The sequence below is a fragment of the Streptomyces sp. NPDC002588 genome, from assembly GCF_040295925.1.
Lineage (GTDB): Bacteria > Actinomycetota > Actinomycetes > Streptomycetales > Streptomycetaceae > Streptomyces.
This window is the reverse complement of record NZ_JBEOWF010000052.1, coordinates 69,550-83,536: the sequence shown is the minus strand read 5'-3', so window position 1 is coordinate 83,536 and position 13,987 is coordinate 69,550. Positions and strand designations below refer to the sequence as shown.

The window sequence follows — 13,987 nt, the reverse complement described above, 5'->3', positions numbered from 1 at the left end:
AACCGGCAGCCCGAACACCCGGCGGTCCTCCGCGGCCACCGGGCACACAGTCATGTCCACACCCACCCTGACCTGGTGATATTTACGCGTCAGAGTCAAGCTAAGCCGCCGTCGGCCCCGCCACCGTCCAGCCCGGTGCCTGGGGGTGGGCGGTCAGATCCTCGTGGTGGACCTGGCCGCCGCAGGCCGAGCAGGTGACCTTCGGCACCAGTTCGTGGCCGCAGGAGTGCTCGATCACCATGGGGCGGTCGCGGTCGGTGTGGAGGTGGCGGTCGCCCCAGGCCATCAGGGTCATGAGGACCGGCTCCAGTTCGAGGCCCGCCGGGGTGGGCCGGTACTCGAAGCGCTGCGGGCGTTCGCTGTAGGCGCGCCTGGTGAGGATCCCGGCGTCGACGAGGCGGCGCAGCCGGGTGGCCAGGACGTCGCGCGGGGCGCCGATGTTGCGCACCAGCTGGTCGAAGCGGCCGTTGCCGAGGCACACCTCCCGCAGGACGAGCAGGGAGTACTTCTCGCCGACGAGGGCGAGGGCGTCGGCGATGGAACAGGGTCGCGGGTCTTTGGTGGCGGCCATGCCGCCAATCCTAGGGGAGGGTTTGATTTTCCAACTGACGAGGCTATGGTGAGTCCGGATTTCCTACTGACCGGTAGCTGTGGAGGCCGCACCCATGCGTGACGCAGTGATCGTCGAAGCCGTACGCACCCCGATCGGCAAGGGCAAGCCGAACGGCTCCCTCGCACACGTCCACCCCGTCGAACTCCTCGCCCACACCCTGCGCACCCTGGTCGAACGCTCCGGCGTCGACCCTGCGCTGATCGACGACGTCATCGGCGGCGCCGTCGACCAGGTCGGCGAGCAGGCCATGAACACCACCCGCTACGCCGCCCTGTCGGCCGGCCTCCCCGAGACGGTCCCGGCGACCACCGTCGACCGGCAGTGCGGCTCCTCCCAGCAGGCCGTGCACTTCGCGGCGCAGGGCGTCATGTCCGGCGCCTACGACATCGTCGTCGCCTGCGGGGTCGAGTCGATGAGCCGCGTGCCGATGTGGTCGAACGTGCCGCCCGGCAAGGACCCCTTCGGCCCGGGAGTCGCCGAGCGCTACCCCGAGGGACTCGTCCCGCAGGGCATCAGCGCCGAACTCATCGCCGCCAAGTGGTCGATCACCCGCGAGGAGATGGACGCCTTCGCCGTGTCCTCGCACCTACGGGCCGCCGAGGCCTGGCAGGGGGGCCTCTTCGACGCCGAGGTGGCGCCCCTGGACGGCGTCTCGCGCGACGAGTGCGTACGGCCCGGCAGCACCCCCGAGATCCTCGCCGGGCTCAAACCCGCCTACTACGACCCGGCGTTCGCCGAACGGTTCCCGCAGATCGAGTGGAACGTCACCGCGGGCAACGCCAGCCCCGTCAACGACGGTGCCTCGGCCGTGCTGATCACCTCCGGCGAGACCGCGGCCCGTCTCGGTCTGCGCCCGCTCGCCCGGCTGCACAGCTTCGCCGTCACCGGATCCGACCCGCTGCTGATGCTCACCGGCGTCGTCCCGGCCACCGAGAAGGTGCTGCGCAGGGCCGGACTGCGCCTCGACGACATCGACCTGTTCGAGGTCAACGAGGCCTTCTCCAGCGTCGTCCTGGCCTGGCGGCAGGAGACCGGCGCCGACCTCGGCAAGGTCAACGTGCACGGCGGCGCGATCGCCCTGGGCCACCCGCTCGGCGCGAGCGGCACCCGGCTGACGACGACCCTCGTCCACGCGATGCGCGAACGCGGGGCCCGCTACGCCCTGCAGACGATGTGCGAGGCGGGCGGACTGGCCAACGCGATGATCCTCGAAGGCGTGTAGGAGACAGAAGTCAGGGTTTACGCAGGTGGTGTCGCTTGCGCCAGGCCACCACCGCGCCCGCCACCGTCGGCAGCGCGATGGAGGCCAGCGCGATCAGGAAGGCGGGCGAGGTCGGGGCCGAGGCACGGGCCCCGGCGACCACGTAGGCGGCCGTGTTGGGGATCGAACCCAGTGCCGTCGCCACCAGGTAGGGCACCCAGCCCATCCGGGAGACGGCCGCGCAGTAGTTCACGCCCCAGAACGGCAGCCCGGGGAACAGCCGCGCCGCCAGCATCGAGCGCATGCCGTGCCGGCTCAGCTGGCCGTCCGCCGCCGTCAGCAGCCGTCCGCGCAGCAGTGGCCGCAGTGCGTCCTGCCCCAGCACCCGGCCGAGGCCGAAGGCGAGCCCGGCACCCAGCACGGTGCCCGTGAGCGAGGCGCCCAGACCCGCCGCGGAGCCGAACAGCGCGCCCGCGGCCAGGTTCAGCAGCGGGCGCGGCACGAACGCCACCGTGCACAGCCCGTACGCCGCCGCGAACACGGCGGCCGCCATGGGACCGCCCAACTGGGGCGGCCAGCCGTCCGCCAGCAGCTTCTGCGGCTCGAAGAGGAGCACGCTCGCACCGGCCGCCGCGAGCAGCGCGACCAGCAGCGAGAACCGGGACCAGGGCGAGAGCAGCACTCTGCCGCAGCGCGCGAGCGGACCGGCCGACGGTGCGGCGACGGCCGGCATGGAGACGGCGGGTGCGGAGAGGGCTGGCACTGCGGCCGGCACGGAAGGGACGAGCTCCGTGGCGGCGGCCCGGGGAGAGGCCGTGGCGGTGCCCCCAGAGCGGGTGGTGGCATCGAGCATCCCGCGACACTAACCGACGGACATGTGTGATCGCCGTATGGTTCGTCTCATGACCGTCACAGGTGCGGGCCCGGCGGAGGTGCCGCACAGCACCCTCGCCGACACCGTGATCGAGCGGCTGACCGCCGCGTACGGCGCCGCCGCCGATCCCGGCCGGGCGGCCGTCATGCGCGCCTACATGAAGGACGTGGCACCCTTCCTGGGCCTGCCCACCCCCGAGCGCCGCGCCCTGTCCCGCACGGTCCTCGCCGGCACACCCCGCCCCGACGAGGCCGACTGCACGGCGCTCGCCCTGCGCTGCTGGGCCCTGCCGCAGCGTGAGTACCACTACTTCGCCGTCGACTACCTGCGCCGGTACGCCGGACGCTGCTCGTCCGCGTTCCTGCCCGTCGCCCACCGGCTGATCACCACGACGTCCTGGTGGGACACGGTCGACCCGCTCGCCGCGCATGTCGTCGGCGCCCTCGTCGCCGCCGACGCCCGCCTGGCCGCCGTCATGGACACCTGGATCGCCGACGACGACCTGTGGGTCGCCCGTACCGCGCTGCTCCACCAACTGCGCTACAAGGAGCGCACCGACACCGACCGGCTCTTCGCCTACTGCCTGCGCCAGTCCGGCCACCCGGACTTCTTCGTCCGCAAGGCCATCGGCTGGTGCCTGCGCGAGTACGCCAGGACCGACCCCGAGGCCGTCCGCACCTTCCTCGCCCGCGAGCGGGGCCGGTTCGCGCCGCTGACGGTCCGGGAGGCGCTGAAGAACATCGGCGGCTAGGGCGTGTTTCGAAAGTCCCGCCTGCCTGGCGGCGTCTGGCACGCACTCCCCCAGAGGGGGGACCCCCAGCCGCGTTGTCGGGCTCGCCCCGATACATCCAGTATCGGGGCGACCCTCCGGCTTGCGATCGCACGCACCAGACGCCGCCAGGCCTGCCCTTCGGGCAGACGACGCTACTTTCGAAACACGCCCTGGTGCCGCGGCACTAGGAACGCAGGCGAGGGGCTTCGTCGTCCGGGGTGTGCGGGCTTGCGAAGTGGAAGGGGACCGCGAGCCGGGCGGCGAGGGCCCGGCCCGCCTCGTCGGCCGGGCCCGCGGGGTGGGGGAGCGGGCTCGGGACGGTCGGGGTGGTTGCCGAGTAGACGGTGGTCAGGCGGTGTTCGCCTACGGGATCCTCGGTGAGGGCCAGCAGTTCCACGAACCAGTTGTTGACCGTGTCGCCGTCCCACACGGCCTCGATCGCCACGACCCGGCCGGGGAGGGCGGCCGCCCGGCCGGCCGGCGCGTCGACGTCCGGGGCGGTCACCGGCCTGTGCACGATCCGGTCGCCGTGCCGGACGTACCGCTCGTTCACGACGAGTTGCGCTTCGAGCAGCCGCAGCCCCTGAGGACGGCCCGCCTCCCAGACGACCCGGACCGCCTGGAAGACCGAGTCCTGAAGGACCAGCGCGTCCGCGCGTTCGCGCACGTCCTCGGGCAGCCGTCCCCACCATTCGTCCGTATCGACGTCACGCATCGCCACTCCGTCCGCCCCGAAAACCATTCGACACCGTACAGAGCGTGGGCAAGGATCTGCAGCATGTTCCGGTACGCCTTCGTCGTCGCAGCATCCGCCGCCGCGGATGCGCCGAAGGCTGCCGTCCCGCTCTTGCCGGCCGCTGTCGACGGCGCCCGAAGCTGACCCTCTCCGGAACGTCCGGCGGACCCCGCAGGGGGAGGGTCGGGCAGGTCATCGGGGTCCCGCAGTTCCCACGGACACGCTTCGAGGTTCAGCCATGCCCAAGACCGCCTACGTGCGCACCAAGCCACACCTCAACATCGGCACGATGGGTCACGTCGACCACGGCAAGACCACCCTGACCGCCGCCATCACCAAGGTCCTCGCCGAGCGGGGGGCCGGTACGTTCGTGCCGTTCGACCGGATCGACCGCGCCCCGGAGGAGGCCGCCCGCGGCATCACCATCAACATCGCGCACGTCGAGTACGAGACCGACACCCGGCACTACGCGCATGTCGACATGCCGGGCCACGCCGACTACGTAAAGAACATGGTCACCGGCGCCGCGCAGCTCGACGGGGCGATCCTCGTCGTCTCCGCGCTCGACGGGATCATGCCGCAGACCGCCGAACACGTGCTGCTCGCGCGGCAGGTGGGCGTCGACCACATCGTCGTCGCGCTCAACAAGGCCGACGCGGGTGACGAGGAGCTCACCGACCTCGTCGAGCTGGAGGTCCGCGACCTGCTCACCGCGCACGGCTACGGCGGCGACGCCGCGCCCGTCGTACGGGTCTCCGGACTGAGGGCACTGGAGGGCGACCCGCGCTGGACGGCGTCCGTCGACGCGCTGCTCGACGCGGTGGACACCTACGTGCCGATGCCGGAGCGGTATCTGGACGCGCCGTTTCTGCTGCCCGTGGAGAACGTGCTGACCATCACCGGCCGCGGGACCGTCGTGACCGGCGCCGTGGAGCGCGGGACGGTACGGGTGGGCGACCGGGTCGAAGTGCTCGGCGCCGGGCTGGAGAGCGTCGTCACCGGCCTGGAGACCTTCGGCAAGCCGATGGAGGAGGCGCAGGCCGGGGACAACGTCGCGCTGCTGCTGCGCGGGGTGGCGCGGGACGCCGTCCGGCGGGGGCACGTGGTCGCGGCGCCGGGGAGTGTCGTACCCCGGCGGCGGTTCACCGCGCAGGTGTACGTCCTCTCGGCGCGCGAGGGGGGCCGTACGACTCCGCTCGTCACCGGGTACCGGCCGCAGTTCTACATCCGTACGGCGGACGTCGTCGGGGACGTGGACCTCGGGGAGGCGGCGGTCGCGCGGCCCGGGGAGAGGGTCTCCATGACCGTCGAGCTGGGGCGTGACGTCCCCCTGGAGCCCGGGCTGGGGTTCGCCGTCCGCGAGGGCGGCCGGACCGTGGGCGCCGGGACGGTGACCGCCGTGGGGTGACCGTCGTGTGACCATGGAACGGTGAACGACGACCCCATACCCGTCACCCGTGCCGTCGACCACGGCACCGCCAAGCTGATGCCCGACGTCGACCGGGAGCGGGCCTGGCTGTTGACGGTCGACGGGGCGCCGCAGTCGTACGTCGATCTGGACGCGCCGACGCATCTGGAGTTCGAGTACGCGCGGCGGCTGGGGCACGTCCTGGACGTCGTCGCCGAGCCCGGGCGGCCCCTGCACGTGGCTCATCTCGGGGGCGGCGCGCTCACGCTGCCCCGGTACGTGGCCGCGACCCGGCCGGGTTCCCGGCAGGACGTCGTCGAGTTCGACCGGGCGCTGCTGGACTTGGTCGTCGAGCAGCTCCCGGTGCCGGAGGGCGCCGGCATCACGCTGCACACGGCCGACGCCCGGGCCTGGCTGGAGGCGGCCCCGGAGGACTCGGCGGACGTCATCGTCGCCGATGTCTTCGGGGGCTCCAGGGTTCCCGCCCAGCTGACCTCCCTCGCCTACGCGCGGGAGGCCGGACGGGTCCTGCGCGGTGACGGCGTCTACCTGGCGAACCTCGCCGACGCGGCGCCTTTCGCCTTCCTGCGCTCCCAACTGGCCAACTTCGCCGCGGTGTTCGAGGAGCTGGTGCTCATCGCCGAGCCGGCCGTCCTGCGCGGCCGCCGGTTCGGCAACGCGGTCCTCGTCGCCGCGCACCGGCCGGTCGACGTGAGCGTCCTGGCCCGGCTCACCGCGTCCGACGCGTTTCCGGCCCGGGTGGAGCACGGGCCGGGCCTCCGGCGTCTCATCGGGGACGCGCGCCCCGTGCGGGACGAGGAGGCCGTACCGTCGCCGGAGCCGCCGGACGGTGCCTTCGGCATCGGCTGAGCCGTGAGCGCCGGCCGCTCAGTTCGCCGTCGGGTCGCCGTGCAGTCGGACCGTGCTGAGGATCTGCATGATCGTCGCCTTCGGGACCTCCTCCTTCACGCCCTTGGCCCCGAACCAGTTCCACGCGACGTAGTCGCCCTTGGAGTTCTTGAAGCCGAACGTGACGGCCTTGCCGTCGCTCTCGCACTTGCCCTTCTGGGGCGTGTTCGTGGACTGCGCCCAGGCGTAACTGCCCTGGATTCCGGAGGCGGTGGTGAAGGCGGTGGCCTTCTCGTCGATGCTGATGCTCTTCTTGTCCGGCTGGGTGTAGCCGCCGAAGACGAACCACGCGGGGTTGGTGAGGGCGATCTGGTCGGTGTTCTTGGCCCCTTCGGCGCCCTTGGTGCCGACCATCGCCAGCGAGGTGTAGTCGGTCTTGCCGTCCTTGTCGCTGTCCGTGGCGCACCACTCGGACTTGTACTCGGCCACGCCTCCCATCAGGATCGAGCCGTACCCGCTGGGGTCCTTCTTGTCCTCCCACTCGAAGCCCCGGCTGACGCCCGGCTTCTCGACCTCCCAGTCCGCGGGAACGTCGAAGGCGATGCCCCACTTGGGGTTCACCACGACCTTCCAGCCGGCGACGGTCGCCTGCTCCTCCTCGTCGTCGCGCGGGTTGTCGTCCGCGGTCGAGGAGGCGGACGCCGAGGCGGAGGCGGACACCGAGGGGCTCGCACCGCCCTTGCCCTCGTCGCCCGAGTCGTCCTTGCCGCCGAGCACCAGGAACCCGGTGACACCGGCGGTCAGGACGACGGCGGACGTGGCGACGATCGCGACCACCTTCGTCCGGTTGCCCCCGCCGCCGCCACCGGGCTGCGGCTCGGGACCGCCCGCGGGGCCCGGCGGGCCCCACTGCGGCGGCCCGCCGTAGGGGTTGGGCTGCTGCTGATAGCCGGGCTGCTGATAGGGATTCGGCTGCTGGTATCCCGGCTGCTGGTACGGATTGTTCTGCGCCTGCGGGTTCTGCTCTCCCCCGGGCGGCTGATTTCCTGGCCACATGGCCTGAAACCCTAATGCCGTTCGGAACGCCGTGCGGTCACGACTCCGCCATGGGGTCGGCCGCCCCCGGGCCCCTCACGGCCCAGCCGATCCCGGCAGCGCCCTGGCCAGCGATGACTACTCGTGGGTAACATCCCGGTCATGAGCGCAGACCAGATGTCCATCGGCGAGATGCTCGCCGCCACGGTGCCCACGGTGCGGACCCTGAACCTCGAGTTCCTGGAGACGGGCCGGGAGAAGGCCGTGATCGCTCTGCCCGACCAGGGCGAGTTCCACAACCACGTGGGCGGCCCGCACGCCGGCGTGATCTTCACGCTCGGCGAGTCCGCCAGCGGCGCGATCGTGCTGGCCGCCTTCGGGGACCAGCTCTCGCGGGCCGTGCCGCTCGCCGTCCGTGCCGAGATCGCGTACCGCAAGCTCGCGATGGGCGCCGTCACCGCCACCGCGACCCTCGGCCGTCCGGCCGCGGAGATCGTCGCGGAGCTCGACGCGGGGCAGCGCCCCGAGTTCCCGGTGACGGTGGAGATCCGCCGCGCCGACGGCGCCGTCACCGCCGAGATGACCGTGGTGTGGACCCTGCGCCCGGGCGGCTGAGCGACGGCACGGACGGGTCGCGGGCCCCGGTCGTACGGCGGCGGCCGGGGCCCGTGCGGTGCTTCAGGCCGCCAGCCGCCGCCGTTCCTCGCCTTCGCCGTCCTCCAGCGCCGCCACGAACTCCTTGAGCCAGGCCACGAACTCCGGTCCCAGATCGGGCCGGTCGCAGGCCAGCCGGACCACCGTGCGCAGATAGTCGGCCTTGTCGCCGGTGTCGTAGCGGCGGCCGGAGAAGACCACGCCGTGCACCGTGCCGCCGGCCGCGAGCTCCTGGAGGGCGTCGGTGAGCTGGATCTCCCCGCCCCGCCCCGGCTCGGTGCGCTCCAGGACGTCGAAGACGGCAGGGTCGAGGACATAGCGGCCGATGACCGCGTACCGGCTCGGCGCGTCCTCCCGCGACGGCTTCTCCACCAGGCCCGTGACACGTACGACGCCGTCCTCGCCGGAGGGCTCGACCGCCGCGCAGCCGTAGAGGTGGACCTGCTCCGGCGGGACCTCCATCAGCGCGACCACACTGCCCGCGTAGCGGTCGCGGACGTCCAGCATCCGGCTGAGCAGGGTCTCGCGCGGGTCGATGAGGTCGTCCCCGAGGAGTACGGCGAACGGCTGGTCGCCGACGTGATGGCGGGCGCAGAGCACCGCGTGGCCGAGGCCGAGCGGGTCCCCCTGGCGGATGTGGTGGATGTCGGCGAGCCGGGCCGGGTCGCGCACCGCGTCCAGCCGCACGGTGTCGCCCTTGGCCGCGAGCGCCTGCTCCAGCTCGAAGGCGTGGTCGAAGTGGTCCTCGATGGCCCGCTTGTGCCGGCCGGTGACCATCAGCACGTCGTCCAGTCCGGCCGCGGCGGCCTCCTCGACGACGTACTGGATGGCCGGCTTGTCGACGACCGGCAGCATCTCCTTGGGGGTGGCCTTCGTGGCGGGCAGGAAACGGGTGCCGAGGCCCGCGGCCGGGACGACCGCCTTGCGGACCGTGGGTGCGGAGTGGGGGGTGCTCATGTCGATCATGTTGAACGAAGGGGATGGGAGTTCCCCGGGAGACGGATTTGAGATTCCTGTGGAGCGCACCCGGCCGGTGGACCGAAGTTGAAGGTTTCGTGTGCCAACCGGCTTCGGTCACACACAAGTTGAGGTGGACAGTCCGGGGGAATTTCGAATACGGGTGCGGATACCGCCGGTAACTTATCTGAAATTTCTGCTATTTGAACTTCGGTCACCCGAACTCCTTGTTTCCTGTGAGACGCGTGTGCGAAGGTGAGCCTCCCTTATGGAAGGGCCGGATCGAGCCGACGTTCCCGGTCGGGCCATAGGTACGCACCAATCAGGCACCTGCTTTCCGGCGGATCGCCATGCACGCGCTGCCCGCCGCCTCGGAAGGAAATGGTTCCGTGCAACCCCCGAACCCCCCGCGACCGCCCTACCCGCCCCGCCCCGGCTGGCCCCCGGGCGATTCCGACCCCCATCTCGTCGCCCGGCTCGCCCAGGGCGACGACCGCGGAACGGCGGTCGCCCTGCTCCTCGCCCGGCACTGGCGGGCCGCCCAGGACTACGCGGCCGTCTGCCTGGCCGACACCGGGGACTCGGCGCGGCTCGTGGCCGCCGCCGCGTTCCACACGGTGTTCGGCCGGCTCGCCGACGGACACTCCGGCGGCGCCCTGCGCCCGAGACTCCTGGTCGCCGTACGGAACACCGTCCGGGAATGGGCCGGATCCGACGCGGTTTCAGGGCACCTGCCGGAACTGCGCAAAACAGTCGGCGGCCGGGGACTGCGCGCCGCCAGGTCCGTCACCCCCGAAAGGCGTCAACTCGCCGAACATTCTTTCCAGTTCCTTCCGGCGGCCTCCCAATGCCTGTTGTGGCACACGGAGGTCGAAGCCGAGCCCATATCCGTACCGGCCGGTCTGCTGGGGGTGGACGACCGCACCGCGGCGGCCGGTCTTGAACAGGCGCGGGAGCAATTCCGGGCGGGCTGCGTCCGCGCCCACCGGGAACTCGCGCCGAGTGCCGAATGCCGCTTCTACAACCGGCTCCTCGACGTTCCCCTGCGCCGCGGCGGAACCCTCCTGCCCGATGTCCGCAGGCATCTCGCGCAGTGCCGCCACTGCCGGCACGCCGCGGAACAGCTCAGTCATTTCGACGGCGCGCTGGACGCACTGCTCGCGGAGACCGTGCTCGGCTGGGGCGCCCACCGCTACCTCGACTCACGTCCCGGGCGCACCGCGACCGGCGACCGCCCGGCCCGGCGCGATCCGGTGCGCCCGACGGGCCGTCACCGCGTCACCTCCGCCGGCCTGCTCGACCTGCCGGGCAGACGGCCCAAGGCCGTGCTCGTCGGCGTCGGCCTGACCTCCCTCGCGCTGCTCGCCACCGTCCTCGCCGCCAGGAGCTGGTCCGACGACGGCGGCGTCCCCGCCGCCCCGGCCACCTGGGGCGCGCCGGCCGGCGGCACCGGCAGCCAGGGGACGGACGGGGCGGGCGCTCCGGAAGCCGGCGGCCACTCGCCCTCAGCCTCCCCCTCGGCCGCCTCCGCCTCCCGCTCCGCCGAGGTCGCCGAGGGGCGGCTGCGCAGCCCTGAGGCGGGCCGCTGCCTCGATGCCGCGGACGGCGAGGCGCGGGCCGGTACGGCGGCCGTACTGGCGGCCTGCACCACGGCCGCGTCGCAACAGTGGTCGTACGAGAAGGACGGACTGCTGCGCAGCGTCGCCGCACCCACCCTCTGTCTGGCCGCCGACCCCGGCCGGGGGTCGGTCGCCCTGGCCGGCTGCGTGGTGCACTCCGGCGAGGTGTTCTTCGACCTGACCGTCCGCGGCGAGCTCCTGCTGCGCCGCGACGGCGACCTGGCCGTCGCACCCGCCACGGGCAAGGGGCGGGCGAAGGTCGTCGTCACGAAGCGGGACGGCGCCGCGGCGCAGCGCTGGGTGTTCGAGGTCGGTCCGGACGACGGGGCGAAGGAGAAGACACCGGCTCCCGGAGGACGGCCCACGGCGACGCCGTCGGCCCCGGAGGCCGCCCCGCCGCTCTCCCGCGACGCCGGGCCCGCCCCGACCGCTTCCGACGCGCCTCTCGGCTCTCGATCCGCCCCGCCCGCGCCGGAGTTCGAGCCGAGGGTCGCGCAGGTGGGCTGCTGCGACCCGGCCGGGCCGCCCGGGCCGCTCGGCCCGGTCACCGGGGTGCTGGGGAGCGCCGTCCAGAGGGTGACGAAGGCGCTCGGCGGCTGAGCCGCGACGCCCTGTGGCTACGAGGTGCAGACGTCCTTGAGTTCGGCGGCCGCCTCGTCGATCCTGCTCGAGTCCGGGGTGTCGCCGTTCAGGATGTCCTGGTTGTAGTCCTCTATCGCCGCGTTGAGGTCGTTCACCGCCTTGTCCACCTTGCTGCCGTCCGACTTGTCATGATTCCTGTCGTGGATCTTGTCGAGGTTCTTCTCGATGGTGGTGATGGAGTCCTCCGTCTTCGACGGATCCTCGATCGCGTCCGCGCCGGCCTTGTTGATCGCCGTGATGCTGTCGGTGATGTCGTCGGCGTTCGAGAGGCAGTCGATCGAGTCGCCGAACTCACAGCCGGTCAGGAGACCGGTGGTCAGTGCGACGGCTGCCGCGGCGGAGGCGATGACGGCGGTACGGCGTCGGCGGTTCACGATCATGGGGTCCCTCCAGGGGCGCTGCTGGAACGGCGTTTTGCTCTTCCACCACCATCACGTGGCCGGGCCGTCGCCACGAGGGACCGCGCACCCGGATCCGTGGTGTAGCCCGCTCCACCACGGGGCCGGGCCGGACGCGGCCGAACCGGTAGGCTCACCACGTCAAGGAATTCCCAAGGGGAGGAACTGTCGGTGCACGTGCAGGAGTGGCTCGACACCGTGCCCCCGGCGGCCGTCTACGCCGTGGTCGGCCTGGTCATCGGGCTGGAGAGCCTCGGCGTCCCGCTGCCGGGCGAGATCATCCTGGTCTCCGCCGCGCTGATGTCCTCCCAGCACGGCGGCGTCAACCCGGTCCTCCTCGGCGCGGTCGCCTCGGCCGGCGCGGTGATCGGCGACTCCATCGGCTACGCCATCGGCCGCAAGGGCGGGCGCCCGCTGCTGGCCTGGCTGGGCGGGAAGTTCCCGAAGCACTTCGGCGAGGGGCACATCGCCACGGCCGAGCGGTCGTTCGAGAAGTGGGGCATGTGGGCCGTCTTCTTCGGCCGCTTCATCGCCCTGCTCCGCATCTTCGCGGGACCGCTCGCGGGCGTGCTGCACATGCCCTACTGGAAGTTCCTCGTCGCCAACGTCCTCGGCGGCATCGTCTGGGCGGGCGGGACGACGGCCGTCATCTACTACGTCGGTGTCGTCGCCGAGTCCTGGCTGAAGAGGTTCTCGTACCTGGGGCTGGTGGTGGCCGCGCTGATCGGCGTCGCGTCCTTCCTGATCGTCAAGCGCAGGGCGGGGCGCGTCGCGCGGGAGGCCGAAGCGGAGACCGTCGGGGCCGCCGAGTAGTCACGGCTTGTGGACTTCTCCGTGCGCCTTGGCCAAGTCCGCGTACAGCGTGCCGTTCAGCGTCACCCCCTGCCGTTCCTCCTCCGTCAGCTCCCGCTTGACCTTCGCCGGCACCCCCGCCACCAGTGAGCCCGGCGGCACCTCCATCCCCTGCGGCACCAGCGCCTGCGCGGCGACCAGTGAACCCGCCCCGATCACCGCCCCGTTGAGGACCGTCGCGCCCATCCCGATCAGGCAGTCGTCCCCGACCGTCGCCCCGTGCACCACCGCGTTGTGGCCCACGGACACCCGCTCGCCGATCGTCACCGGGAACCCGGGGTCGGCGTGCAGCGTCACGTTGTCCTGGATGTTGGCGTCGCGCCGGACCGTGATGCGCTCGACGTCGCCGCGGGCCACCGCCCCGTACCAGACACTCGCGCCCGCCTCCAGCGTCACGTCCCCGATCACCGAGGCCGTCGGCGCCACGAACGCCGCCGCGTCGACCTTCGGTTCCCTGCCGCCGATGCCCACGATCAGCGCCTGCTGTGCCATCACCGTCTCCTCGTGTCGGGTCGTACCGTCGCACCGTACGCCACCCGGTGGGGCGAAGATCACAGGCCTGCGCCCGGGTTCCGGCAGGACGCGCTGAGTACGGTGAGCGGGTGCCGAAGCGCAAGAACACGTTCTCATCCTGGCGGGGCCGCCTCGCGCAGCGCGCCGTCCATGCGGGCTGGGCCTGGGTGCAGCGCACCGGTTCGGTCACCGCGGAACGGCCGGGACGTCTCCGCTTCGGTTCCATCGGTCCGTCGACCCGGCTCGCCTTCCCGCTCGGCACGGTCTTCGGCGAGCCCTGGATCCATCTGGGCTCGCACTGCATCGTCGGCGAACAGGTGACCCTGACGGCCGGTCTGATGCCCGACCTCGACCTCGGTCCCGACCCGATCCTGCGCATCGGGGACGGCGTGGTGCTGGGCCGCGGCAGCCATGTCATCGCCGACACGACGGTCACCATCGGCAGCGACTGCTACTTCGGGCCGTACGTCTACGTCACCTCGACCAACCACTCCTACGACGACCCGCACGAGCCCATCGGCAAGCAGTGGCCGCGCATGGAGCCGGTGGAGATCGGTTCGGGATGCTGGATCGGCACGGGGGCGGTGATCCTGCCGGGCGCGCGGATCGGGCGGAACGTCGTCGTCGCCGCCGGGGCCGTGGTGCGCGGGAGCGTGCCCGACCACGCCGTGGTCGCGGGGGCGCCCGCCAGGGTCGTACGGCGCTGGACACCCGCCGAGGGCTGGCAGCCGCCGCTGCGGACACCGCCGCCGGTGCCGATACCGGACGGGGTCACCTCGGACCAGCTGGTCGCGCTGTCGGAGCTGGACGAGGAGACGGTGGAGCGGCTGGCCCGGCTGGAGCCCGGGAGCTGATCCGGCGGCC

General features: G+C 72.3%; 15 protein-coding genes. 8 read left to right on the top strand and 7 right to left on the bottom strand.

The genetic code is table 11. The features are described from left to right. Positions 1 to 100: 100 nt before the first annotated feature. Positions 101 to 571, bottom strand: a complete 471-nt coding sequence (locus ABT057_RS41175; protein ID WP_352349074.1) for a winged helix-turn-helix transcriptional regulator — start codon at positions 569 to 571, stop codon at positions 101 to 103. 94 nt (positions 572 to 665) lie between these two features. On the opposite strand from ABT057_RS41175, the gene ABT057_RS41170 reads away from it, so the two are divergent. Continuing rightward, positions 666 to 1,835 (top strand): thiolase family protein, encoded by a 1,170-nt coding sequence (locus ABT057_RS41170; RefSeq protein ID WP_352349073.1) that lies wholly within the window; start codon positions 666 to 668, stop codon positions 1,833 to 1,835. Between the two features lie 10 nt (positions 1,836 to 1,845). Here the strand turns inward: ABT057_RS41170 and ABT057_RS41165 are convergent, their stop codons facing one another. Further along, the gene (locus ABT057_RS41165) at positions 1,846 to 2,667 is read right to left on the bottom strand and encodes a TVP38/TMEM64 family protein (protein ID WP_352349072.1); all 822 of its coding nucleotides are present in this window, start codon (positions 2,665 to 2,667) and stop codon (positions 1,846 to 1,848) included. Between the two features lie 49 nt (positions 2,668 to 2,716). On the opposite strand from ABT057_RS41165, the gene ABT057_RS41160 reads away from it, so the two are divergent. Beyond that, positions 2,717 to 3,439 (top strand): DNA alkylation repair protein, encoded by a 723-nt coding sequence (locus ABT057_RS41160; RefSeq protein WP_352349071.1) that lies wholly within the window; start codon positions 2,717 to 2,719, stop codon positions 3,437 to 3,439. Between the two features lie 205 nt (positions 3,440 to 3,644). On the opposite strand, the gene ABT057_RS41155 is transcribed toward ABT057_RS41160, so the two are convergent. Next, positions 3,645 to 4,175: a hypothetical protein gene (locus ABT057_RS41155; RefSeq protein ID WP_352349070.1), complete on the bottom strand. Its 531-nt coding sequence runs from the start codon at positions 4,173 to 4,175 to the stop codon at positions 3,645 to 3,647. Positions 4,176 to 4,434: 259 nt separating this feature from the next. Between ABT057_RS41155 and tuf the strand changes: the two genes are divergently transcribed. Together tuf and ABT057_RS41145 are read left to right on the top strand one after the other, a co-directional pair. Continuing rightward, positions 4,435 to 5,604 carry an elongation factor Tu gene (tuf, locus tag ABT057_RS41150; RefSeq protein WP_352349069.1) on the top strand — a complete coding sequence of 390 codons (1,170 nt, stop codon included), beginning with the start codon at positions 4,435 to 4,437 and terminating at the stop codon, positions 5,602 to 5,604. Positions 5,605 to 5,682: 78 nt separating this feature from the next. Then, positions 5,683 to 6,474: a spermidine synthase gene (locus ABT057_RS41145; RefSeq protein WP_352349077.1), complete on the top strand. Its 792-nt coding sequence runs from the start codon at positions 5,683 to 5,685 to the stop codon at positions 6,472 to 6,474. Positions 6,475 to 6,492: 18 nt separating this feature from the next. Here ABT057_RS41145 and ABT057_RS41140 read toward each other — a convergent pair whose 3' ends face one another. Further along, the gene (locus ABT057_RS41140) at positions 6,493 to 7,509 is read right to left on the bottom strand and encodes a DUF8017 domain-containing protein (protein ID WP_352349068.1); all 1,017 of its coding nucleotides are present in this window, start codon (positions 7,507 to 7,509) and stop codon (positions 6,493 to 6,495) included. 156 nt (positions 7,510 to 7,665) lie between these two features. Between ABT057_RS41140 and ABT057_RS41135 the strand changes: the two genes are divergently transcribed. After that, complete coding sequence (locus ABT057_RS41135; RefSeq protein ID WP_352349076.1) at positions 7,666 to 8,103, top strand: DUF4442 domain-containing protein; 438 nt, start codon at positions 7,666 to 7,668, stop codon at positions 8,101 to 8,103. Between the two features lie 63 nt (positions 8,104 to 8,166). Here the strand turns inward: ABT057_RS41135 and galU are convergent, their stop codons facing one another. Continuing rightward, complete coding sequence (gene galU, locus ABT057_RS41130; protein ID WP_352349067.1) at positions 8,167 to 9,099, bottom strand: UTP--glucose-1-phosphate uridylyltransferase GalU; 933 nt, start codon at positions 9,097 to 9,099, stop codon at positions 8,167 to 8,169. A gap of 389 nt (positions 9,100 to 9,488) precedes the next feature. Here galU and ABT057_RS41125 point away from each other — a divergent pair, with 389 nt between their 5' ends. Next, positions 9,489 to 11,318, top strand: coding sequence for an RICIN domain-containing protein (locus ABT057_RS41125; protein ID WP_352349066.1), 1,830 nt, complete (start codon positions 9,489 to 9,491; stop codon positions 11,316 to 11,318). A gap of 17 nt (positions 11,319 to 11,335) precedes the next feature. On the opposite strand, the gene ABT057_RS41120 is transcribed toward ABT057_RS41125, so the two are convergent. Beyond that, positions 11,336 to 11,740 (bottom strand): hypothetical protein, encoded by a 405-nt coding sequence (locus ABT057_RS41120; RefSeq protein ID WP_352349065.1) that lies wholly within the window; start codon positions 11,738 to 11,740, stop codon positions 11,336 to 11,338. A 189-nt stretch (positions 11,741 to 11,929) separates the two neighbouring features. On the opposite strand from ABT057_RS41120, the gene ABT057_RS41115 reads away from it, so the two are divergent. Beyond that, positions 11,930 to 12,571 carry a DedA family protein gene (locus tag ABT057_RS41115; protein ID WP_352349064.1) on the top strand — a complete coding sequence of 214 codons (642 nt, stop codon included), beginning with the start codon at positions 11,930 to 11,932 and terminating at the stop codon, positions 12,569 to 12,571. On the opposite strand, the gene ABT057_RS41110 is transcribed toward ABT057_RS41115, so the two are convergent. Further along, positions 12,572 to 13,102 (bottom strand): gamma carbonic anhydrase family protein, encoded by a 531-nt coding sequence (locus tag ABT057_RS41110; protein WP_352349063.1) that lies wholly within the window; start codon positions 13,100 to 13,102, stop codon positions 12,572 to 12,574. A gap of 110 nt (positions 13,103 to 13,212) precedes the next feature. Between ABT057_RS41110 and ABT057_RS41105 the strand changes: the two genes are divergently transcribed. Then, positions 13,213 to 13,977, top strand: a complete 765-nt coding sequence (locus ABT057_RS41105) for an acyltransferase (protein WP_352349062.1) — start codon at positions 13,213 to 13,215, stop codon at positions 13,975 to 13,977. Positions 13,978 to 13,987: the final 10 nt, after the last annotated feature.